Below are 21327 nucleotides of genomic sequence, written 5' to 3'. Positions count from 1 at the left end.
GGGTCGGGGCGTCACAGCCGGCACGCCATGTCGGCGGTGGCCTGCGGGTGTCGCCCGAGCAGCAGGAAGAGCACCGTTCGTTCGTCGGTGCCGTCCAGCCCGAGGGCGGTGTTCATGGCGACGTTGTCGAAGCCGAGGACGGCGCCGCAGCCGAGGTCCTGCGCGGTGGCCGCGCAGTAGGCCCGCTGGGCGACGGTGCCGACCTCGGCGTTGAGGAGCCGGTAGCCGCGCGGCCCGAACACGTCGAGGACCGCGTCGGGACGCCCGGAGATGGCCAGCACCGCGCCGACCTGACCCATCGTGTAGTTGGTGAGGAAGTACTGCTGTTGCAGGAAGGCGGCCATCCCACCCTCGGGCTCGGGGGCGGCCGGCAGCAGGGCGTGTCGCCGCTCGCAGTAGGCGTAGCCGCCGCCCGGCAGCCCGTCGACGTGGTTGGCGAACACCCACAGCCGGGTCAGCTCGGGCCCGCCGTCGGGCCGTTTGACGTCCGCCAGGTAGCGGCGGCCGGCGGCGGCGAACGCGAGGGTGGTGCCGAGTTCGGCGGCGGTCAGGTCGGGTGGGCGACGGAACCGGCCGAAGCTGCTGGACCGACCGGCCAGAACCGTCGACAGTGGACGGGCTAGCCGGTCGAGTTGCGCGGCGGGCAGCTCGACCGGCGCACCGGGCAGCTCCCGGGGCGCGGCGGTGTCGACGGTGTCCGGAGCGGGCGCGGCGGGTGCCGCCGCCGCCCGGTGCACGGCGGTGACCGCCGCGAAGTCCCGGACGCGCCGGGACCGCTCAAAGGCCGGATAGCGGGTCCGCACGTCCGCGGGCACCGGCGTCGCCGCGGGGCCCGCGCCGCTGTCACCCCAGTCCAGGGGTACGACCGCGAAGACGCTCTCCGCGTCGCCGTCCAGGTCGAGCAGCCGCTCCAGGGGCGCCGGGTCGAAGCAGAGCAACCGCCGCAGGGGTACGCCCAGCGCGGGCGCCAGCAGGTCCCACGAGCCGAGCAGCGCACCGAGGTCCTGGGTGACCACGTGGTAGCAGAAGCTGTTGTACTTGAACGAGTTCTTCCAGAACCGGATGCCGGCCAGCAGGTAACTGTCGCCCGAGGTCGCGTCCACGCCGAGCGCGGCGCGTACGGTGCCGGTGACGTCGCCGATCAGCAACCGTTCCAGCATGTGTGAACCGGTGTGGTAGTGGTAGGCGCCGGGCAGCAGCGGTCCCCCGGCCCCCGCCACCAGATACAGCTCCACCGGATACATGCCACCGCCGGACGCGGTGCCGCGCCCCCACACCGCGTGCTCGAAGTGCGCCCGCTTGGCGGCGTCCTGGTTCCAGTTGATCCCCAACCGCCGGTCCAGCACCCCGTACGACAGACGCAGCAGGGCGGCCAGTCGGGCCAGCGACCAGCCGGTGACCGGCGGCAGGTGCTCGCCGGTGTGCAGGTCGCGCAGGGTCGGCAGGTCGGGCGGCGTGGCCGGTAGCGGCAGCCGGGGCGCGTCCGGATAACTCTTGTGCCGCGACGGCTGGTCGGCCCAGTCCACCTCGAAGTTGAGCGGCTCCATGGGCGTGCGGGCCCGCCGGAACACCGCCTCGGTGTACTCCCGGACGACCTCGATGGCCTGCTGCTGCATGGCGCTGCTCCTACGGGAAGGGATGCGGGTGGGGGTTGCGGCCGGTGGCGCCCAGCCCGTCCGGGCCGTGCCGCCCCCGGTCCACGTACCGGTCGAGGCGGTCGCTGAAGAGCACCCGTTGCCGCTGCCAGCCGAAGTCGATCGGGACCAGCGAGGGGGCCACCACGGCCATCGTGTGCACCCCGGCGACCTGCTGTTCGGGGCAGGTCTGGTCGACCGCGACGACGTCGCCGCCGAGGCCGGCGATCAGACCGGCGACGTACGACATGTCGGCACGCAGGTCGTCGTGTGCGGGTCGGGCGGCGAGCCAGTCGCCGTACAGCTCGGACATGGACCGCAGCGGCGGGTCCTCGAAGAGGAACGCCGCGTGCCGCGCCATCTCCGGCAGTCCGTAGAGCAGGGCGTGGTGGCTCAGCTCGGTGACCCGGGTGTAGTCGCGGATCATCTCCCGCAGCTCGGGTTCGCTGGCGGCGACCCGCTCGTCGAAGCCGGGCACGTAGGAGGCGGTCTCGCACAGCGCCGCGCGGACCGCGTCGTCCGGGTCGAGGCTGGCCCCGGCGGCGAAGCAGAGCTGGCCGAGGCCGTCGCCACGCTTGACGGCCACCGCCGTGACCACCGGGATCGGCAGGTCCGCGCGGGTGTCGAAGAGCCGGACGTCGTAACCCAGCAGGTCGACCCGGTCGAGCATGAAGTGCACCCGCTCGTCCCGGCAGGTCGCCGGGTCGATCTCGGCCAGCCGCGCCCGGCCGTACCAGGCGAGCAGGAACGCGTCGCGCTCGACCAGTTCGAGCATGCCGTGCAGCAACGCCTCCTCCGGGCAGCTGCCGCTGGCGCAGCCGTTGGAGCACTCCTGGACGAACTTGCGCTGGTCGGTGCGGCGGTCCAGGTAGTAGACGAGCTGCTCGGGGACGAGACGGGGCTCCCCGTCGCGCACCGAGAACCCCCACACCCAGTGCATCGGCTCGTCCGGCGAGTACGGCGCGTAGTAGAGCCCGTGGCCCTGGTAGAACGCCGGGTGGTAACCCAGGCCGGACGGGTCGAGCGCCGCCGGGGCGAGGTTGGCGTAGCTGTCGAACACCTCGGTACGCCTGGTCCGCGGGAACTGGCCGGCGTACCGCTCCAGGCCCTCCAGCAGCGCGTACGTCTCGCTGCCGCCGTAGCTGTTGGCGTGCCCGCTCCACCACATCTCGTGCAGGTCGTAGCGGCTGCGGACCCGGAAGTAGCCGGTGACCGGGGCGGTGGCCGTCGCGTTGTACGCCCGCAGCGCGTTGCCGCCCAGCGCACCGACGACGGGGTTGGCCAACGCGCCGACCGGCAGGTCCAGCTCGTCGGCCGCACGCAGCCGGTACGACGTCGGGTCGGGCTTCGGTCGACGGGTCAGGGTGGGAACGGCCGCCTCGGCGGTGTCCGGTCGGGTGGTGGCGCAGGCCGGGCACTCCGAGTCGGCAAGCACCTCCACCAGGGTCGTCTCCAGGGTGTCCATCCGCAGCTGGTGCAGCCGGGCGACACCAGGACGGTCGTCGGAGGTGCGGCAGGCCCGCCGGAACAGCTGCCAGAGCGCGTCGACGGCGAAAGGGGTGAGGTGCGGCAGTGACGCCACCACACCTACCGGAGACTCGTGCTCCAGGGCGTGCCGCTCCTCGCGGAGCCGGATGGCCTGCCAGCGACGTTGCACGCACAGCGGGCACGGGCCGGGCAGCGACCCCGGCTCGGCGGCACCGGTCCAGCGGGGGCCGACCAGCGCCGTCGCGCCGTGCAGCCAGATCGGCACCACGTCGCTGGTGAGCCCCTCACCGGCGTCGGCGTACGCGTCGGTGAGGCCGAGGGCGGCGATGCGTACGGTGATCCCGGCGGGCGGTCCGTCCTGGGCAGGCTGTTCAGCCCGGTCCTGGAGCCGCTCGTGGAACGCCTCGCCGAGCTGCTTGAGGCTGCTGTCCCACCCGGTGGAGGTGGTCCGGACGTCGACGATCATGCGGTTCACCTGTCTGCGGTCGCTGCGGTCTGGGGGTCGGGACCCGGGGTCCCCGCCGGCGTGGCTCGCCGGCGGGGACGGTTGCGGCGGTGGCTATCCGCCGCCGCATCCGGTGCTGGTGCTGCTGCTGCAGCAACTGGACGTGCTGCAACTGCAGCAGCTGGAGCAGGAACAGCTGGAGCTGGACCAGTCCATGACCATCGCGTCGATCGCGTCGACGTCCTCGATCTCGAACGTCTCGGTCTCCAACGCGCGGAGTTCCTCAGTCAGATCCGGCATTCCCTCTACCTCCCCTCGGGCGTACGCGGGCCTCGACGCCGTCCGGCCGTCCGGACCGGCCGGGTGGTGCCGAGGCTCAGCTGGTGCTGCTGCAACTCGACGAGGTGCAGCTACAACAACTGGACGTGCTGCAGCTGGAGCAGCTCGACGTGCTGGTGCTGCTGCTGCAGATGTCCATGTGGTCGGCGGACAGATCCGCGATGTCCTCGACCTCGAACGTCTCGGTCTGCAGGTCGCGCAGCTCGCCGCGGACCGAGTCGGACAGTGCGGCGGATGCCAGGGGTTGGGTCACGGGCCTCTCCTTGTGCCGAGGTCAGCGCCAGTCGTGGGTGGGTCTGCGTCCGCACCACCACGATGGAGCCAGCGGAGGCACGCAGGGGCTACTCGCCGGTGTCGGCCGGCGGCGGTTGGTGCGTTCGGATGCGACGTCCCACCGGGTGACTGGATTGCGTCAGCGTTCGGGGGTCAACCCCCGGTTACCCCGGTCAGCCGCAGCTGGAGGTGCTGGTGCTGGTGCTGCAGCAGCTCGACGTGCTGCAACTGCAGCAGCTCGAGCAGGAGCAACTGGAGCTGGTAGCGGCGAGCGCCTCGCCGCCGTCCTCCACCTCCTCGATCTCGAAGGTCTCGGTCTCCAGCTCGCGAAGCTCGTCGTTCAGGGTGATCGGCATGTTTCCACCTCCTTCCACGGTGCGTGCCTCGCTCGGACCACTGGTGTGGTGGTTTCAGTCGGCCGTCCGGCCGTGGTGGCGCAGCAGGACCACACCGCTGCGGAACGCCCCGCTGGCGCGTACGTCGCGGGTGGTGGTCTCGACCAGCAGCGCGCTGATTCCCCGCTCGGCGAGGGTGGCCAGCACCGCGGCCCGGTCGGTGCCGCCGCCCACGGTGGCCCCGCTGGTGGCGCTCGCGGTGATGGTGGCCGGGTCGAAGTCGGCGAGCACCGGGTCGCCGAGGTCGGCGTCGGTCCCCTCGAAGTGCCGCACCTGGATCCGGCCCACCAGGTCGCGTACCGCGGCGAGCCGCGTGGCGACCGGGTCGAAGCCGCCGGCGAGCCGCCAGTCGCGGCCGCCCGACGTCTCGGTGACCGCGAGCACGGCGTGCGCCGGCGCCGCGCCGGGAAGGGCGAAGACCGCGAGTTGGCGGCCGAAGCGGTGGGCCGCCTTGACCACGAACGCGGTGTCGTCGTCGGCCACCAGCTCCTTCTCGCCGACCACGGTGAGGCCGCCGGCGCCGCGCATGGCCGCGGTCAGCGCGTGGTACGCCAGCGCGTCGGCGAGCCCCTGGTCGACGACACGGTCGATGCTGTCGGCGGCCGCCGCTCCGGCGACCGTCCGCTCCCCGAAGCCCTCGCCGTTCGCGGCCGACGTGGGCAGCGCCAGCGCGGCGGGCACCCACACGGTGTCGGTGCCGTCCAGCACGGTCGCCGGCAGCCAGCGGACCGACCGGCGCGGGTCCTCGGGGACGGCCCCGCTTGTGGTGCCCAGTTCGGTCCACGGCACGGGGTGCTCGCCCCGGTCGCGGAGCTGTTCGGCCGTGGCGAGCACACCGGCGTGCGGGTCGGCGTAGCGGGCGGCGTGGTCGCGCACCGCCACCCGGTACGCGGCCAGCCGGGCGCTCATCACCGTGTGCACGTCGAACGCGGTCACCTCGCGCGGGCCGCGTCGGCCGGGCAGTCGCAGCCGGGCGGTCTTCAGCGGCGCCTGCTCCAGCGGGTCGTCCACGAACCGGGTGAACACCCCGGCGTTCGGCGACACCAACGCCTGGGCCCGCTGGTAGGTCTCGTCGTCGGAGCCGCCGGGCTGCGCCGGCCCGGGTACGTCCACGTCACGGCACACCGGGCAGGCCGGGTGTGGCAGCACCTTCTCCCGGATGGACTCCAGTGTGGACCGGTGCAGCAGCAGCACCCCGTCGGCGGTGTCCGGCGCCAGCGCGCCGGTGAGCACGCGGAACACCTCGAACGCGGCGGCGTTGCCGAGCATGCGCGCGGTCACCTCCGGCAGCGGCGCGGGCACGTCGGGGCCGGCGCCGAGGGCGAGGTGCCGCCAGAAGTCGGCGGCGTCGGTGGCGTCGGCGCCGGCGGTGAGCCGCAGTTGCGCGCAGAGCCAGCAGGGCGTACGCCCGGCCTCGACGGTCGGGCCGACCACCGCCCGCTCGTCGTCGGTGAGCACCGGGACCAGCAGCGGGCCGCCGCGGTGGCAGGCGCGGGCCAGCTCGGCCAGGCGGGGCAGGCCCGTCCGGTCGGTGCAGTGGACCACCGCGTCGGCGCCCGTGAGCTCGACCGGCCCGTCGTGCACCCGGACCTCGGCCGCCAGCCCGTCCGCGCGCAGCGTCGCCACCTCCGGCCGCAACGCCTCCGCGTAGCGCGACGGGTCGTCGTCCGGATACAGGTCGAGCCGGAGGCACCCGTTGCGCAGCAGGCTGCTCGCCGCGGCCAACACTGTCGCTCCCCCACCGGCGAGCACCACCCGGGCGGTGTGGAAACGCAGGAACCGCCCGGTGGGGTCGTCGGCGAAGTGGTCGACGAACTCGATCTGCGGGGCGAACCGTCGGGCCACCGGCTCGGCCAGCTCGGTGCGGTCGCCGGCGTCCTTGGCGAAGCCGCGGGCCAGCAACGCACGCACCAGGGTGAGCACGGTCTGCCGCTGCGCCTCGTCGAGTGCGGCGGTGAGCTGAGCGAGGGTGTGCTCCCCGGTGAGGTAGGGGCTCAACGAGGTCAGCCAGCGGAACGCGGACCTGCCCTTGATCAGGAAGGCGGTGTCCGGGCCGCGCAGGTACGCACCGGCCGGCGCATCCAGAAAGACCACGTCGTGTCGCAGCTTAGGTCGGACTTCGAGGGTCTGGGCACTGTCCAGCGGCAGACTCATCCGGGCTCCTATGCCAACGATCACCATCGACTCGAAAGTGTCTACATGCTGCCCAAGGGCAATACGTTCGTCAACAGAATGTTTCGTGTCGGGTAGCGGCTGGCGTGAATTGAAGGCCACTGAGCTGCGACGGGGAGAAATTTTCTCGGGCCCCTCGGTCGCGGACCTACCGGTCCCGATCAACCTCCGCTAGTCTGTGGGCGCTGTCAAGCCATTGCGCAGGTCAGGAGCTTTTCCATCGTTCCAGACGTGAGGTGGCCGAACGGCGCGATCCTGCATGGTGGACGGTCGGACCGCCACCCCGACCGCCTTAACGATCAGTTAATTGACTGCGCGCAATCAACCAGGCGTTGCGGTCGGGAATGAGTAAGGACCGCTCATATGAAGGCGACGCAAAAACCCGACGGTGAAACCCGCCACGTCATCGGACGATTGCGCCAGTCCGTTGGGGAATGACCGATTCGCCATTGAAGTCCACGAGGTGACCAAGCGTTATCCCGGCGGTGTCACCGCGGTCGACGGGCTGACCCTGCGGGTGCCCGAGGGGACGGTCTTCGGCTTCCTGGGGCCCAACGGCGCCGGCAAGACCACGACCATGCGGATGCTGGTCGGGCTCGTCCGACCCACATCCGGCCGGATCCGGGTGCTGGGCCAACCACCGGGCACCCCGAACGAGCTGGGCCGGGTGGGCGCGCTCATCGAGTCGCCGGCCTTCTACCCCCATCTGTCCGGTGTGGACAACCTTCGGCTGGCCGCCCGTTACTCGGGAGTGCCCGACAGCGCCGCCGACCGGGTGCTGGCCGAGGTGGGCCTCAGCGGCCGCGCGCGCTCCGCGTTCCGGACGTACTCCCTGGGCATGAAACAGCGACTCGGTGTCGCCGCGGCGCTCCTCAAGGAGCCCAGCCTGCTGATCCTCGACGAGCCCACCAACGGCCTCGACCCGGCCGGAGTGTCGGAGATCCGGGAGCTGCTCCGCTCGCTCGGCCAGCAGGGACGCACCGTGCTGCTCTCCAGCCACGTCCTCGGCGAGGTCGAGCAGGTCTGCGACCGGATCGCCGTCATCAACCGGGGCCGGCTGGTCGCCGACGGCACGTCCGACGAGCTGCGCGCGGCGCTCGGCGGCGGGGAACTGCTCATCGCCGCCGACCCCGTCGACAAGGCCCTCGCCTGCCTGCGCGACCACCGGGGCGTCCGCGCCGCCGAGGTCGTCGACGGTACGTTGCGGGTCAACGCCGACCCGGCGCTCGCCGCGGAACTCAACCGGACGCTTGTCGAGGCCGGCGTCGAGGTACGCGAACTGCGCACGCTACGCCACTCGCTGGAGGAGGCGTTTCTGGAACTGACGAGCACGACAGGGAGCAGCCGATGATCGCCTCGGTACGCGCGGCCTGGTTCGCGGACCGCAAACGGCCGGCGGTGTGGACGGTCACCCTCACCTGGATCGCGTTGGCGCTCGCCTTCGGCGTCGGCGTCCCGTACCTCGTGCACCTGGCCCTCGCCGGCGACCCGAAACAGGCCGACGACGCGGCGTCGCTGCTCGACGCCGTGCTGCCCGGCCAACTCGTGCCCACCGGGATCGCGCTGTTCCCCCTGTTCGGCGGGGCGATCGTGGTGATCCTCGGCGCCGTCGTCGTCGGCAACGAGTACCGCTGGGGGACGCTCAACCTGATCTTCACGCAGCGCCCCCGACGGGCGCAGGTGCTCGCCGGGCACGCCGTCGCGCTCTGCGCGCTGACCCTGGTGCTCGTCGCGCTCACCTTCGCCGCGATGGCCGCCGTCACCGCGCTGCTCGCAGTGCTCGAAGGTCGCGTCCTGGACTGGCCGCCGGCCGGCGACCTGGCCGGAGCCGTGGCGGCGGCCTGGCTGATCTGCAGCGCGCACGCCAGCCTCGGCTACTTCCTCGCCATCGCGTTCCGCAGCACCGCCACCGCCATCGCCGTGGGTCTGGTGTGGACGCTCGTGCTGGAGAACGCGATAAGCGGTCTCGCCCTCGTGCTCAGCCCGCTCGAGATCGTCCAGAAGCTCCTGCTAGCCCCCAGCTCCGGTGCCCTCGCCGGCGCGCTCGGCGCGCGGTCCCAGTTCGAGGGCGGCACCCCCGGGGTGATCGAATCGGCCGGCGCCGGATTGCCCGTCACCGTCCTGCTCGGATACGTCGTGCTGATGTTCGGGCTGGGCACCTGGCTCGCCGTCCGCCGGGACGTCGGCTGACCGGAAAGGATGTCGGGATGGACTTCCTCCTCGCCTTCGCACTGACCGGGCTCGTCGCGTCCAGTGGCTGGATCGTCTGGGGTCTGTCTCGTGGCTGGGCGCGCACACGCGACCGACGGCACCAGGTGCGGCTCGCCCGTGCGCGGTCCGCGGCCGAGCTGCGCCAGGCCGAGGTCCGCAAGATCGAGCTGGACAACGAGACCTACCAGGACTTCGTCCGCCGCCACCCGGAGTCCTGACCCGCTCGCGCCGCCCGGCTCGGCGGACCGGGTGGCGACGCACGACGGGTTCCGGCTCCCGCATCGCCCTGGGTGTCGGTGGCCGGCCGTGCCGTGGCTACGCGGCGCGGTGTCTGTGGCCGGCCATGCCGTGCCCGCGCGGCGCGCGGGTCGCCCGGTGGTGGTCCCGGGGCGCCCGCCGACGCCGAGCCCGGCCACACACGTGCGTCGGCGACGGCGCACCGACCCGATCGCGGGGCACCACGCAGCGCCACCGGTTGGTAACGTGGCGGCGGTCTCGACGGTGATGATGGCCAATGTTTCCCGGGGGTCGGCGTGTGGGCGGATGATGCCGCGTTGGACGCGGCGGGGCGCCGCCTCGACGAGTGGGAAGCGTCCCTGGCCGACCGGGCGGCCCGCGCGACGGCGCTGTCCACGCGGGTGCGGGCGCTCACCGGCACCGCCACCAGTCCCGACCGGTCGATCGTGGTGACCGTCGACTCGAACGGCCTACTGACCGACCTGCGCCTCGACGAACGGATCCGCGAGCGGTCCGCGACCCGCATCGCCCGACAGATCGTGGAGACCACCCGGGCCGCCCACGCCGACCTGCTGAGCCAGCTCACCACCGCCACCGTCGAGACTCTCGGCGACGACGTGAGCGCCCGGGCGATCGTCGACTCCTACCGGAGCCGCCTGCACCCCGGCCCAGGTGCGCACGATGCCCAGCGGTGACGGCATCCAGGTCGACCCGGACGGCCTCACCTCCCACGCCGGTCGCCTCGACCGCATCGCCGACCGCCTCGACACCGCCCGACAGGCCGGTCAGCACGTCCAGGTGGGCGCCGACGCGTACGGGCAGCTCTGCGCGATCATGCCCACCCTGCTGGACGGCCTCGGGCGCACCCTGATCAACGGCATCGGCGCCGCCGCCGCATCGGTGCACGACACCTCCGACAGACTGCGCGTCAGTGCGGACCGCTACCGCGCCTCCGACGCCCGCGCGGAACGGCTGCTGCGCCAGACACGGAACTGACCGGTGCCGGCCAACCCGCTCATCGCCACGGCCTCCGGCCCGTCGCCCAGCGCCTGGGCCGGCATCTGGATCTGCGAGGACATCGAACTCATCACCCAGGGCATCCGAAACGGCAGCTGGATCGACGGCAGCCTCGGCGTGGTCAGTGCCGGCCTCGACGCCCTCGCCCTCGTGTCCGACCCGGTCGGCGCACTCCTCCAGTACGGCATCGCCTGGCTCATCGAACACGTCAAACCGCTCAGCGAAGCCCTCGACTGGCTCGCCGGCAACCCCGCCGAGATCACCGCCCACGCCCAGACCTGACGGAACGTCGCCACCTCACTACGCGAGGAGGCCACCGGGCTGGCCGCCGCCGTCCGCGCCGACGTGGGAACCTGGGGCGGCACCGCCGGCCCCGCCTACCGCGGCTGGGCCGACGAGCAGCAACAGGCCATCGCCGGGCTCGCCCAGGGCGCCGACACCCTCGCCGCGATCACCGAAGGCGCCGCCGTCCTCGTCGCCGCCGTCCGACTCCTGGTCCGCGACGCCATCGCCACCTGCGTCTCCCGCCTCATCGTGTACGCCGGCGAACTCGTCGCCACCGGCGGGCTCGCCGCTCCACTGGTCGTGGAGCAGGTCACGACACTGGTGGCCTCCTGGGGCGCGCGGGTCGCGCGACTGCTCCGCGGACTACTGGCCAGCCTCCGACGACTTGTCCCCGTGATCCGCCGACTCGGCGGCCTCATCGACAAGCTCCAGCAGATTCTCCGACGGCTCCAGAAGGGCGAGTCCCCACCGACCCGAAACACCCCGGAGCCTGAGTCGCCTCGCGGAACTCCTACCTCTCCGCGGACGGAACAGCAACGGATTCACGACCTCGGCATGGATCCGGCGACCGGGACGTTCCGGCCCGGCGAAGCCGAGACAGCGGTCCGCCTGGAGCAGGAACTGGGCGTGACGCTGACTCGCGCTCCGGTGGAGTCCAGCGCCGACTGGGTCGACGAGGCGGAGCGGACCTACGATGCAGTGGGCAACTTCCCGGCGCAGTTCTTTGACCGCCAATGGCCCCAACTGCAGTATCAGATCGTGCGGCACTTGGATAAGGCGGACCTGGTGCCGGTGGACGTCTCGAAGTTCACCTCGGAACAGGTCGCCCGGCTCGAACAGTTCATCACGGACCGAGGCCTCGGTCCTCGAGTGTTCGTCGTGGGGAAATGATGGCTGGCCTCATCGTCCTGAAACCCGGTGTCGACTGGACCGCGACAGGAGGATTGTTCGACTGGACGCTGGAGTTCCTGATTTCTCGCCTCTCCGACAGACAGGCCGCCAACCACCTGCAGGAGATCGTCGACAACAATCTCGGTTCACTCTGGGTCGATGATCTACCGGCCGCCGCACAGCGGGAGATCGTCAGCCTGTGGCGGGACGGCTTGGTAGCGGCCGGCGAGGAACACCTCCCGGAGACCGAGCACAAGGCCGACGTCGTCCGCCACCTTCAGGATCTGGTGGACGCGACCTACTCGGCGGGGATCCTGGGAACGAGTGATCCTGGGTAGTGGCGGAATCTCTCGGCGGTCAGGCTCCCACCTCCGTCGGAGCCCGACGACGAGCCGCTACGATGCGCCAATGAGCTCCGAGGCGGTTGGCAGGTACATGCCCCCTGTCGTGACGCTCGATGACCTCACCGCGATGATGGCTGCGGACCAGAACCATCGGTATGAGATCAGCCCCGAGGGAGTCGTCTCGATCATGCCGCCGCCGGGGTACGTCCACGCCATCATCGCGACCCGGCTCATGATGTGGATCGCCCAGGGTGGTGTGCCGGCGGACCGTGTCGCCCAGGCTGTGGGATTACGCATCCCAGGTCGTGACGGTGGTGTAGGCGGACGTACCCCCGACCTGGTCGTGTGGAGCAAGGCCCAGGCTGACGGAGTCTGGCTGCCGGTTGCCGACGTGCTCCTCGTGGTCGAGATTGTCTCGCCTGGCTCCGAGGGCGTCGACACGGTGACCAAGCGCAGCGAATACGCTGCCGCTGGCATCCCCCAATACTGGGTAGTCGACCAGGACACGGCGCAAACTGTCGCCATGTACCGCCTGGAAGGCAGCCGCTACGTTGTCCGCGCGACCATGCCGCTCGCCTGGCTCCTCAACACCGGTCTCGAGGAGCACGACCTCGGCTGAGGCGGTTGACCCGACCCAGGCCCGGCCGGATTAGTCTCGCGGGCATGCGGGGACGATTCGGTGCGGCCAGGCGGTGGTACGGGGAGCACCGGCGGTTGGCCCGTCGTACGCTCCTCGCGTTCGTGGTGGGTGCGGTGGTCCTGACCGGTGGCACGGTCGCCAGCGTCAAGTGGATCCGCGACACCGCGGACGGTCACCTCTACAGCGAGGCCGACGTGCCGGGCGCGCCGGTCGCCCTGGTCCTGGGCACCAAGGTGGAGGCGGACGGCACGCCGTCACCCGTTCTCGCGGCTCGGTTGGAGATCGCGCGGCGGTTGTTCGACGCGGGCAAGGTGCGGGCGATCCTGGTGTCCGGCGACAACATGAACGCCGACTACAACGAGCCCGCCGCGATGCGGAGTTGGCTGGTCGAGAGGGGCGTGCCGGCGCACAAGGTGGTGCTGGACCACGCCGGCCTCGACACGTACGACTCGTGTGCGCGGGCGGAGCAGATCTTCGGGGTACGACGGGCGACGGTCGTGACCCAGTCCTTTCACCTTCCGCGTGCCGTGGCGCTGTGCCGGCGCCTCGGTATCGACGCCAACGGTGTGGGTGACGACAGCGCCGAGCGGTACGCCCAGACGTGGTGGTTCAGTTCGACCCGCGAGAAGGGCGCCTGCGTGAAGGCGGCGCTGGATCTGCTGTCCGGCCGCGAGCCGGCTCACCTCGGTCGCCGGGAGACCGGCGTCGACGACGCGTTGCGCGACGTCTGACGGGGTCAGGCTCGGGGCGGTGCGGCGCTGTCGCGTTCGACGAGTTCGGTGGCGAGTTCGACCCGTGGGCTCTCGACCTTCTCTCCCCCGGCGAGCCGCAGGATGGTCCGCGCGGCCATCATGCCCATCTCGGCCAGGGGCTGACGGACCGTGGTCAGCGGCGGCGAGCACCAGCGGACCTCGGGCAGGTCGTCGAAGCCGACCACGCTGATGTCGTCGGGCACCCGCAGGCCACGTTTGCGGACCGCCTCGTAGACGCCGAGTGCCATCTGGTCGCTGGCGGCGAAGATGGCGGTCGGCGGGTCGGGCAGGGTCAGCAGTTGCGTACCGGCGGTGTAGCCGGCCTCGTGGTAGAAGTTGCCCGGCCGGATGAGGGAGTCGTCAACGGGGATGCCGGCGGCGCCGAGGGCGGCCCGGTAGCCGTCCAGGCGGGCCCGGCTGCACATGAGGTGCGGTGGGCCGGCGATGAAGCCGATGCGGCGGTGGCCGAGGCCGATGAGGTACTGGTTGGCGCTGAGGCTGCCCGCCCAGTTGGTGGCCCCGATGGTGGGTGATTCCTGCGGGTCGACGCCGGCGGGGTCGATGATGACCACCGGGAGGTGCAGCCGGCGCAGCTCGGCCTGCAACGGTGGGTTCACCATCGAGGTCACGAAGATGACGCCCTCGGTGGATCGGGTACGCATGTTGTCGAGCCACTGTTTCGCCGAGGAGATGCGCCAGTGGATCGCCGAGACGACGGTGCCGACGCCGCTGCTCCGCGCGACGTCCTCCACGCCTCGGATGATCTCCACGGCCCACGGGCTGTCCAGGTCGTTGAAGACCAGGTCGATCAGTGCGGCGTCGTCCCGCCGGGCCGGTGCCCGGCGGCGGTAGCCGTGGTGGTTGAGCAGGGCCTCGACGCGTTCCCGGGTGTCGGGGGCGACGTCGGAGCGGCCGTTGATGACCCGGGAGACCGTGGGCACGGAGACACCGGCCAGCCGTGCGATCATGGCGATGGTGACGTTTCGGCCGTTGTCGGAGCCCACGGTCCGCCCTTCGTTCTCAGCCCTTGACGCTGCCGGTCAGGCCGCCGATGAGTTGGCGTTCGGCCACGGCGTAGAAGCCCAGTGCCGGGAGCATGGACAGCACGACGTAGGCGAGCACCCGCGCGGTGTCGTCGGCGTACTGGCCCTGGAAGGCCTGGACCCCGACGGGCAGGGTCCACCAGCTCTGGTCGCTGAAGACGACCAGCGGAAGCATGAAGTTGTTCCAACTGGTCACGACGGCGAGCACCGAGACGGTGGCCAGCGCGGGACGGGCCATCGGCAGCAGGATCCGCCAGAAGAAGCCGAAGGAGCCGCATCCGTCGAGGACGGCGGCCTCCTCGACCTCGGCGGGGATGGTACGGAAGAACTGACGCAGGATGATGATGGTGATCGGCAGCCCGAAGGCGGCCTGGGGCAGGATCACGCCGAGCGGATTGTCCAGCAGACCCATGCCGCGCAGCAGGACGAACAGCGGCAGGATCGCCACCGCGAACGGGAACATCAGGCCGATCGCGAATAGGGTGACCAGGAACTCGCGACCGCGGAAGGCGTAGCGGGCGAAGACGAACGCCGCCATCGCCGCCGCGCCGACGACGATGAACGTGCTGCTGACGGCGATGAGCAGGCTGTTGCCGAGCTGACGCCAGAACACCCCGGAGACGAAGAGGTCGGTGTAGTTCTGCGGCACCCACGGGTCGGGCAGACCCAGCGGGTTCGTCGACAGCTGGCCGTTGTCCTTGAATCCGCCGATCACGCCGAACCACACCGGCACGACGATGAGCGCGCCGACGGCAATGCAGACGAGATGCAGCACGAGGCTGCGGGTCCGCTGGGCGCGACTGGTCGTGGCGCTCATCGCTGGCCTCCCTGGTTGGTGATCGCGCCCGCGGTGTCCCGACGCAGGACGATGCGCTGGTAGAACAGGGCGAAGACGAGGCTCAGCAGGAACATGACGATGCTGATCGCGCTGGCGTAGCCGACCTCGAAGCGGCGGAAGCCGTACTGGTACATCGTCACGGCCATGGTCTCCGAGGAGTGGATCGGACCGCCGCCGGTGAGCACCCAGACCATGTCGAACAGCTGGATGGTGCCGATGACCGACAGGAACACGCTGATCCGGATCGTCGGGCCGAGCAGGGGCAGGGTGACGTGTCGGAACGCCTGCCAGGCGGTGGCGCCGTCGGTGACGGCGGCCTCGGACAACTCCTTCGGGATGCCCTGCCGGGCGGCCAGGAAGAGCATCATGTAGAGGCCGAAGTATTTCCAGGACACCACCAGGAAGACAGCGAACAGCACGGTGTCCGGGTCGGCGAAGACCGCGCCGGCGTCGGCGCCCAACCACCGGGAGACCGACTCGCCCAGCCCGCGGTTCGGTGAGAACACCAGCGTGAACAGGACGGCCGTGGTGACCTCGGAGAGCACGTACGGGGCGAAGAAGATCAGCCGGTAGGCGGCCCGGCCGCGCAGCGGCTGGTTGAGGAGCATGGCCAGGGCCAGTGCGGCGGGCAGCTGCACGGCCAGGGACAGCAGCACGAGCACGAGGTTACGCCACAGGTCGCCGCGGAAGGTCGGGTCGCCGAACGCGCGGGTGTAGTTGTCCAGCCCGACGAAGTTCTCCGGCAGTCCGAAGCCGTTCCACTTGTAGAGACTGGCGTAGCTGGCCACCACGATGGGGGCGACGACCAGCAGCAGGAACAGCGCCAGGGCAGGCGCCAGGAACACGGCGAGGACGCCGCCCCGGCCCGGCCGGGGCTGGCGGCCGCGCTGTCGCGCGGTGCCCGGCCCCGGTGCCGGCGGATCGGTCGCCGTGTCGCCGCGCCTCGTGTCGGACACGGTCGATGGCCTGGTCATGCCTGCTCCACTCGGGTTCTACGGCCGGCTACGGATGGGGGAAGGGCCACGGTCAGACGGTCTTCGCCACCTGCGTGATGTCCTTGAGGATCGCCGCGGGCTGCTTCTTGCCGGCGATGATCTCGGCGACGCTGTCGTTGATCTGCTGCCCGAGTGCCGGCGCGTACGCCTGGTCGAGGTACAGCTGGAAGCCCGTGTTCTTGGCCAGGGTCTCCGCGACGACCTTATTGTTGGGGTCGGTGATGGCGTCGGTGGCGTCCTTCACCGTGGGCAGCACCGCGCCGGTCTTCGCGGACCGACGCTGGTTGTCGGCGCTGAGCAGGAACTTCAGGAAATCGATGGTGGCAGCCGGAGCGTCCTTGCCGACGGCGAAGCCGTTGCCACCGCCGAAGACCTCGGTGGCGGAGCCCTTGCCGCCGTCCACGGCGGGGAACGGGAAGAAGCCGAGCTTGTCGCCGATGCCCTTCTTGCTGGTGGAGCTGGACGCCTGCACCGCCGGCGCCCACTGGCCCATCAGCTCCATGGCCGCGCCGCCGTTGCCCATCGTGGCGGCCTGCCCGTCGGGCGACCCGTACTCCGCGCCGAGGAAGCCCTTCTGGAACGGCTGCAGGTCGACGAGTTCCTTGAGTCGCTCGCCGGCGGCCGCGAGGTCGGGGGTGTCGAAGTTCTTGTCGTCGACGGCCTTCTGCAGCGCGCCGACCCCACCGATGCGCATCGCCAGGTAGGACCAGTAGAAGTGGGCGGGCCACTTGTCCTTGCCGGCCAGGGCGATCGGGGTGATGCCGGCGGTCTTGAGCTTGCGGACGGCGTCGAGCACACCGGTCCAGGTGGTGGGGGTTTCGGTGATGCCGGCGCGGGCGAAGAGGTCCTTGTTGTACCAGAAGCCGACCATGCCGATGTCGAACGGGATGCCGTAGATCTTGCCGTCGATCGTGTACGGCTGCATGGCGGCCGGCAGGATGCCGTCGGCCAGCGACTTCAGGTCGTCGGTGAGGTCCTTGACCAGGCCGGCGTCCACCTGCTGCTTGAGTACGCCGCCACCCCACGACTGGAAGAGGTCCGGCGGGTCGCCGGCCTGCGTGGCGGTGGTGAGCTTGGCCTTGAAAGCCTCGTTCTCCAGCGGCTGGATGGTGATGGTGACGTTGCTGTGCGCGGTCTTGTACTCGTTGGACATCGCCGCCCAGACCGGCAGCATCGGTTCGGTGTTCTGGATGTGCCACCAGTTGATGGTCTGCGGGGCGTTCGGGTCGGCCGACTCGCCGTCGCTGCAGGCGCTGAGCAGGTAGGCGCCGGCACCGGCGCCGGCGAGGCCGAGCAGCGTTCGGCGGGAAAGGTGCGTGGTCATGATCCATCCCTTCGGGGATTCACGGGGTGCTCGGTCGCCGGTCGAGCCGGCAGGGTGCGCGAACATGGATCTCCGGAACTTTCATTGCTTCGCCGGTATTACCGGTCGATGGCGGGCACGCTACGAGCTGTTTCCACACCGGTCAAGACCCCTGTCCTATTGCGATAAGACCGGCTAGCGTAGGCAGGACTTCCAGCGACCCTGGACCGCAAGTTTCCGGAAGTTCCAGAGAACCACCCAGAGGAGCCCCCGTGTCGACCGACACCGCTGACGTGGCGACCGCTGCCCGGTCGATCCGCAATCCCGTCCTTGCCGGGTTCCACCCGGATCCGTCGATCCTGCGCGTCGGCGACGACTACTACCTGGCCACCTCGACCTTCGAGTGGTATCCGGGGGTACGGATACACCACTCCCGTGACCTCGTGAACTGGCGCACCCTCGGTGGCGTCATCACCGATCGCCGTCTGCTCGACCTGCGCGGCTGCGGCGACTCGAACGGGGTGTGGGCACCGGACCTGACCTACCACGACGGCGAGTTCCATCTCGTCTACAGCGACGTGGCCAGCTTCGCCAGCGGTTACTGGGATCCACAGAACTTCCTGGTCACCGCCCCCGACATCGCCGGCCCCTGGTCGGACCCGGTGAAGCTGCACGGGCGGGGGTTCGACGCCGCGCTGTTTCACGACGACGACGGCACCAGCTGGCTGTTGAGCATGAGCGCGGACTGGCGTCCCGGCCGGGACCGCTTCGGCGGCATCGAGATCCAGCAGTACGACCGGGACACGCGCCGACTCGTCGGACGGCCCCGCATCCTGTTCACCGGCACCCCGGTCGGGGTGACCGAGGGGCCGCACCTGTACCGCCACGACGGCTGGTACTGGCTGATCACCGCCGAGGGTGGCACCAGCTGGGAGCACCAGGTCACCGTGGCACGGTCGCGGGAGCTGTTCGGGCCGTACGAGGTGGACCCGGACGGGCCGCTGCTGACCTCGGTCGGCCGACCGGACCTGCGATTGCAGAAGGCCGGGCACGGCAGCCTTGTCCGCACCCAGGACGACGAGTGGTATCTGGCCCACCTGGTCGGCCGCCCCTACTCCCCGCTGGGCAGCTGTGTGCTGGGCAGGGAGACCGCGATCCAGCGGGTGGAGTGGCCGTCCGGCGGCTGGCCCCGGATCCCCGGCGGGGTGCCGGCCGACGAGGTCGTCGCGCCCGACCTGCCCGAGCACCCGTGGCCGGCGGAACCGGCCACCGACCACTTCGACGACGCCGAGCTGGGCGCCTCCTGGTCGACGCTGCGCCGCCCGGCCACCACGGACTGGGTCGACCTGCGGGCGCGCCCGTCTCACCTGCGGGTCCACGGTGGGCAGTCGCCGGTCGGCCGGCAGTCGCCCAGCCTGGTCGCCCGGCGCGTCGGAGCGACGCGCTGTTCGTTGGAGACCGTTGTCGAGTTCGACCCGGTCGACCACCGCCAGCTCGCCGGGATCACCGCCTACTACAACACCCTCAACTGGCACCACCTCTACCTGACCAGGGCCGACGACGGGCGGACGGTGCTGGAGCTGCTCAGCTCCGACAACGGGCGGCGCACCCCGTACCCCGATCTGACCGTCGACGCGAGCGGCGTCACCCGGGTCGGTCTGCGGGCGGTGTTCGACGGACCGGTGGTGCGGTTCGACTACGACCTCGGCGCCGGCTGGCAGCGGCTGCCCGTCGACCTGGACGCGACGATCCTGTCCGACGAGCACGCCGCGCTGATCATCGACGGCGAGCCGGCGGCGTGGGGCTTCACGGGGGCGTTCCTCGGCCTCTGGGTGCAGGACCTCGGCGGCGACGGCGTGTACGCCGACTTCGACCTGGCCACCTACCGGGAACACTGAGTTCGTGGACGGCACCCGGCGGTTCGGGTGCCGTCCACGTCCCGGCCCTACCGGCCGACCTGGGCGGCGACGGTACGCAACTGGCCGAGGGTGGTGCGGAAGCCTCGGCCGGACGCGGCCGGGTCCTCGGCGAGCAGGCCGGTGACCGCCATGGCCTGCGAGCGGGTCGACGCGACGGCGTCGTCACCACCGCCGGTCACGTCGAACACGCCGAAGTCGCCGCTGAGCGTCCGGTACGTCGGGGCAGCCGGGTCCTTCGCCAGGTACAGCACCACGACCTGGCCCGCGTCGAGCTTCGACATGTGGGCCATGTCGGCCACACCGGAGTCGAGGCTGGCGAGGGTGATCCGGGCACCGGGCCGCACGTCGGATCCGCCGCCGGCGCGCAGCACCTCGTCGACCCGGAACCCGGCCGCCTCGACCTCGCCGCGTACGACGAGATCGGCGGTCTCACTGAGCTGCCGAACGGTGCCGTACCCGCGCAGCTTGCCCTTGACCGGCGGGGGCGCCGCGTCCGTCGGCGTGGCCGCGCTGGCCGTGCTCGGCGCCGTCGGCGCGCCGGCCGGGGCGGCGTCGTCGGCGCTGCCGCAGGCGGACAGCGCCGCCGCGGCGAGCACGGCGGCGGCCGCGACCCACAGGGGCCGGGTACGGCGGAGGTCGACTGCCATGGGAACGCTCCTCGTGTCTCGGTGCCGTCCCGGTCGTCTCGCCCGGGTCGCGGCACTGCTTACGCCCTCTATCTGTGCGGCCCGGGCGCCGAGTTCCACGATTCTTCGGCGCGCCGGCTCCGCTCGGTCGCGAACTGGGCCTCAGCCTCGCTCGGCCGCGACCTGGCGCAGCTCGGGCAGCGTCGTGACGAACGCACGTCCCGCCGTGGTGGCGTCCTCGGCGCGCAGCCCGGTCACCGATCTGGTCGCCGAGCGGCTGGTGACCGTGTCCCCGGTGACGTCGAAGATCCCGACGTCACCGCCGAGCGGCGTGTAGGCGGGTGTCAGTGGGTCGCTGAGCGCCAGGTAGAGCACGGTCGCCCGGCCGGTCGCCTCCGGTGCCAGCACCGTGATCTTTGCGGACACCGGGGCGTGCGACGCGCGGTAGAGCACCTCGGCCACCCGGTAGACGACCCGACCGTCCGCCGCCGACTGCGCCTCGCCACGGACCACCAAATCGGCGGTGGCGGTGAGGTGCCGCACCGTGCCGTACCCCTGGATCTTCGCGGTCCCGCCCGGTGGCGCGGGCCGGGCGGCCGGGCGGCTCGCGACCGGCGCCGGGAGGGCCGCCGGCGGGTCGTCACCAGCGGTGGCGGCGAGCCCGGCGCCGACGCCCGCGACCAGGACCAGCGCGGCCGCCAGGGCGGGCCGCCGCCACGTGCGGGCGACCCCGGGGGTACGCGTCTCCTGCGCGATCGCCGCCAGCAGGCGGTCGCGGTGCAGCTCGTGGCGACCCGGCGGCAGGTCACGCGCACCGGGGTGCGGGGCGATTCCGGTCCACTCGGACGGGTCGGGCGCGCTCACTGGCTTACCTCCCGCACGAGCGAGACCGGGTCCTCCAGGACCGGCTGCCGGGAGGCGCGGGGCGGGGCGTCGACGAGGGTACGCAGCCGGGCGCGAGCCCGCGACAACCGGGACCGGACGGTGCCGACCGGCACCCCCAGCGCCTGGGCTGCGGCCTCGTAGTCCAGGCCCTCCCACAGGCACAACGTCAGCACCTCGCGCTCGGGTCGACGCAGCCGGGTGAGCGCCTCGATCGCGGCGGCGATCCGCCGGGTGTCGTCGAGCCGGCCGGCGACCTCGTCGGCGTGGTCGGGCTGGGTGCGGTCGCCGGCGAGCAGCGCGGCAGCCACCCGGCGGTAGCGGCGGTTGCTGCGAATGTGGTTGCGGGCCTCGTTCGTGGCGATGCCCAGCAGCCACGGTCGCAGCGAGCCGCCGTCCTCGGTGACCCGGTCGCGGGAACGCCACGCCTGCAGGTAGGTGGCGGCCATGACGTCCTCCGCCGTGGCCCAGTCGGCGGTGAGCCGGAACGCGTGGTTGTACACCGAGCGCGCGTGCTGGTCGAAGAGCTCGGCGAACGCGCCGGGATCACCGGCTCGCACCCGGGCGCGCAGACTCGACTCCATGACCATTCTCTGTC

At 71.5% G+C, this 21327-nt stretch carries 24 protein-coding genes; 11 read left to right on the top strand and 13 right to left on the bottom strand.

Annotated elements, in window-relative coordinates; translation table 11 throughout:
* Window positions 1–11: 11 nt before the first annotated feature.
* The 6 genes from O7620_RS06005 to O7620_RS05980 all read right to left on the bottom strand — a co-directional run bounded on the left by O7620_RS06005 (window position 12) and on the right by O7620_RS05980 (window position 6728).
* Window positions 12–1616 carry a SagB family peptide dehydrogenase gene (locus tag O7620_RS06005; protein WP_278122212.1) on the bottom strand — a complete coding sequence of 535 codons (1605 nt, stop codon included), beginning with the start codon at window positions 1614–1616 and terminating at the stop codon, window positions 12–14.
* Window positions 1617–1626: 10 nt separating this feature from the next.
* On the bottom strand, window positions 1627–3588 hold the full coding sequence (locus O7620_RS06000) for a TOMM precursor leader peptide-binding protein (RefSeq protein WP_278122211.1): 1962 nt from the start codon (window positions 3586–3588) through the stop codon (window positions 1627–1629).
* Window positions 3589–3681: 93 nt separating this feature from the next.
* Window positions 3682–3867: a thiazolylpeptide-type bacteriocin gene (locus O7620_RS05995; protein ID WP_089021435.1), complete on the bottom strand. Its 186-nt coding sequence runs from the start codon at window positions 3865–3867 to the stop codon at window positions 3682–3684.
* Window positions 3868–3943: 76 nt separating this feature from the next.
* A complete protein-coding gene (locus O7620_RS05990) occupies window positions 3944–4159 on the bottom strand; it encodes a hypothetical protein (protein WP_225854185.1) in 216 nt (71 codons plus the stop codon).
* 193 nt (window positions 4160–4352) lie between these two features.
* The gene (locus O7620_RS05985; protein ID WP_046564715.1) at window positions 4353–4535 is read right to left on the bottom strand and encodes a hypothetical protein; all 183 of its coding nucleotides are present in this window, start codon (window positions 4533–4535) and stop codon (window positions 4353–4355) included.
* 54 nt (window positions 4536–4589) lie between these two features.
* Window positions 4590–6728, bottom strand: coding sequence for a TOMM precursor leader peptide-binding protein (locus O7620_RS05980; RefSeq protein ID WP_278122210.1), 2139 nt, complete (start codon window positions 6726–6728; stop codon window positions 4590–4592).
* A gap of 481 nt (window positions 6729–7209) precedes the next feature.
* Between O7620_RS05980 and O7620_RS05975 the strand changes: the two genes are divergently transcribed.
* From O7620_RS05975 to O7620_RS05930, 10 genes are all read left to right on the top strand, one after another.
* Window positions 7210–8097: an ABC transporter ATP-binding protein gene (locus O7620_RS05975; protein ID WP_278122209.1), complete on the top strand. Its 888-nt coding sequence runs from the start codon at window positions 7210–7212 to the stop codon at window positions 8095–8097.
* Window positions 8094–8936 carry an ABC transporter permease subunit gene (locus O7620_RS05970; protein WP_278122208.1) on the top strand — a complete coding sequence of 281 codons (843 nt, stop codon included), beginning with the start codon at window positions 8094–8096 and terminating at the stop codon, window positions 8934–8936. Before O7620_RS05975 ends, O7620_RS05970 begins: the two co-directional genes overlap by 4 nt.
* A gap of 17 nt (window positions 8937–8953) precedes the next feature.
* The gene (locus O7620_RS05965) at window positions 8954–9175 is read left to right on the top strand and encodes a hypothetical protein (protein ID WP_151488648.1); all 222 of its coding nucleotides are present in this window, start codon (window positions 8954–8956) and stop codon (window positions 9173–9175) included.
* Between the two features lie 315 nt (window positions 9176–9490).
* The gene (locus O7620_RS05960) at window positions 9491–9889 is read left to right on the top strand and encodes a YbaB/EbfC family nucleoid-associated protein (protein ID WP_278122207.1); all 399 of its coding nucleotides are present in this window, start codon (window positions 9491–9493) and stop codon (window positions 9887–9889) included.
* Window positions 9876–10190: a type VII secretion target gene (locus O7620_RS05955; protein WP_151488646.1), complete on the top strand. Its 315-nt coding sequence runs from the start codon at window positions 9876–9878 to the stop codon at window positions 10188–10190. Before O7620_RS05960 ends, O7620_RS05955 begins: the two co-directional genes overlap by 14 nt.
* A 3-nt stretch (window positions 10191–10193) precedes the next feature.
* Window positions 10194–10493, top strand: coding sequence for a hypothetical protein (locus O7620_RS05950; RefSeq protein WP_278122206.1), 300 nt, complete (start codon window positions 10194–10196; stop codon window positions 10491–10493).
* 63 nt (window positions 10494–10556) lie between these two features.
* Complete coding sequence (locus O7620_RS05945; RefSeq protein WP_278122205.1) at window positions 10557–11387, top strand: hypothetical protein; 831 nt, start codon at window positions 10557–10559, stop codon at window positions 11385–11387.
* Complete coding sequence (locus O7620_RS05940; RefSeq protein WP_278122204.1) at window positions 11384–11725, top strand: hypothetical protein; 342 nt, start codon at window positions 11384–11386, stop codon at window positions 11723–11725. The genes O7620_RS05945 and O7620_RS05940 overlap by 4 nt, the downstream gene beginning before the upstream one ends.
* A gap of 70 nt (window positions 11726–11795) precedes the next feature.
* Entirely contained in the window at window positions 11796–12350 is a 555-nt protein-coding gene (locus tag O7620_RS05935) for a Uma2 family endonuclease (RefSeq protein WP_278122203.1), read from the top strand.
* A 44-nt stretch (window positions 12351–12394) separates the two neighbouring features.
* Entirely contained in the window at window positions 12395–13102 is a 708-nt protein-coding gene (locus O7620_RS05930) for an ElyC/SanA/YdcF family protein (protein ID WP_278122202.1), read from the top strand.
* Window positions 13103–13107: 5 nt separating this feature from the next.
* Here O7620_RS05930 and O7620_RS05925 read toward each other — a convergent pair whose 3' ends face one another.
* The 4 genes from O7620_RS05925 to O7620_RS05910 are packed head-to-tail and all read right to left on the bottom strand — an operon-like array spanning window position 13108 to window position 17323.
* A complete protein-coding gene (locus tag O7620_RS05925; RefSeq protein WP_278122201.1) occupies window positions 13108–14091 on the bottom strand; it encodes a LacI family DNA-binding transcriptional regulator in 984 nt (327 codons plus the stop codon).
* Between the two features lie 52 nt (window positions 14092–14143).
* Entirely contained in the window at window positions 14144–14983 is an 840-nt protein-coding gene (locus O7620_RS05920) for a carbohydrate ABC transporter permease (RefSeq protein WP_278122200.1), read from the bottom strand.
* Complete coding sequence (locus O7620_RS05915; protein WP_278122199.1) at window positions 14980–15978, bottom strand: sugar ABC transporter permease; 999 nt, start codon at window positions 15976–15978, stop codon at window positions 14980–14982. The genes O7620_RS05920 and O7620_RS05915 overlap by 4 nt, the downstream gene beginning before the upstream one ends.
* Window positions 15979–16030: 52 nt before the next feature.
* The gene (locus O7620_RS05910) at window positions 16031–17323 is read right to left on the bottom strand and encodes an extracellular solute-binding protein (RefSeq protein WP_278122198.1); all 1293 of its coding nucleotides are present in this window, start codon (window positions 17321–17323) and stop codon (window positions 16031–16033) included.
* A gap of 251 nt (window positions 17324–17574) precedes the next feature.
* Here O7620_RS05910 and O7620_RS05905 point away from each other — a divergent pair, with 251 nt between their 5' ends.
* Entirely contained in the window at window positions 17575–19200 is a 1626-nt protein-coding gene (locus O7620_RS05905) for a glycoside hydrolase family 43 protein (RefSeq protein WP_278122197.1), read from the top strand.
* A 47-nt stretch (window positions 19201–19247) separates the two neighbouring features.
* On the opposite strand, the gene O7620_RS05900 is transcribed toward O7620_RS05905, so the two are convergent.
* From O7620_RS05900 to O7620_RS05890, 3 genes are all read right to left on the bottom strand, one after another.
* Window positions 19248–19868 (bottom strand): hypothetical protein, encoded by a 621-nt coding sequence (locus O7620_RS05900; RefSeq protein WP_278122196.1) that lies wholly within the window; start codon window positions 19866–19868, stop codon window positions 19248–19250.
* Window positions 19869–20009: 141 nt separating this feature from the next.
* A complete protein-coding gene (locus O7620_RS05895) occupies window positions 20010–20711 on the bottom strand; it encodes a hypothetical protein (protein WP_278122195.1) in 702 nt (233 codons plus the stop codon).
* Window positions 20708–21313 carry an RNA polymerase sigma factor gene (locus O7620_RS05890; protein ID WP_278122194.1) on the bottom strand — a complete coding sequence of 202 codons (606 nt, stop codon included), beginning with the start codon at window positions 21311–21313 and terminating at the stop codon, window positions 20708–20710. Before O7620_RS05890 ends, O7620_RS05895 begins: the two co-directional genes overlap by 4 nt.
* Between the last annotated feature and the right edge of the window lie 14 nt (window positions 21314–21327).

The sequence above is a fragment of the Micromonospora sp. WMMD710 genome, assembly GCF_029626045.1.
GTDB lineage: Bacteria > Actinomycetota > Actinomycetes > Mycobacteriales > Micromonosporaceae > Micromonospora.
This window is presented reverse-complemented; position numbering and strand designations above follow the sequence as displayed.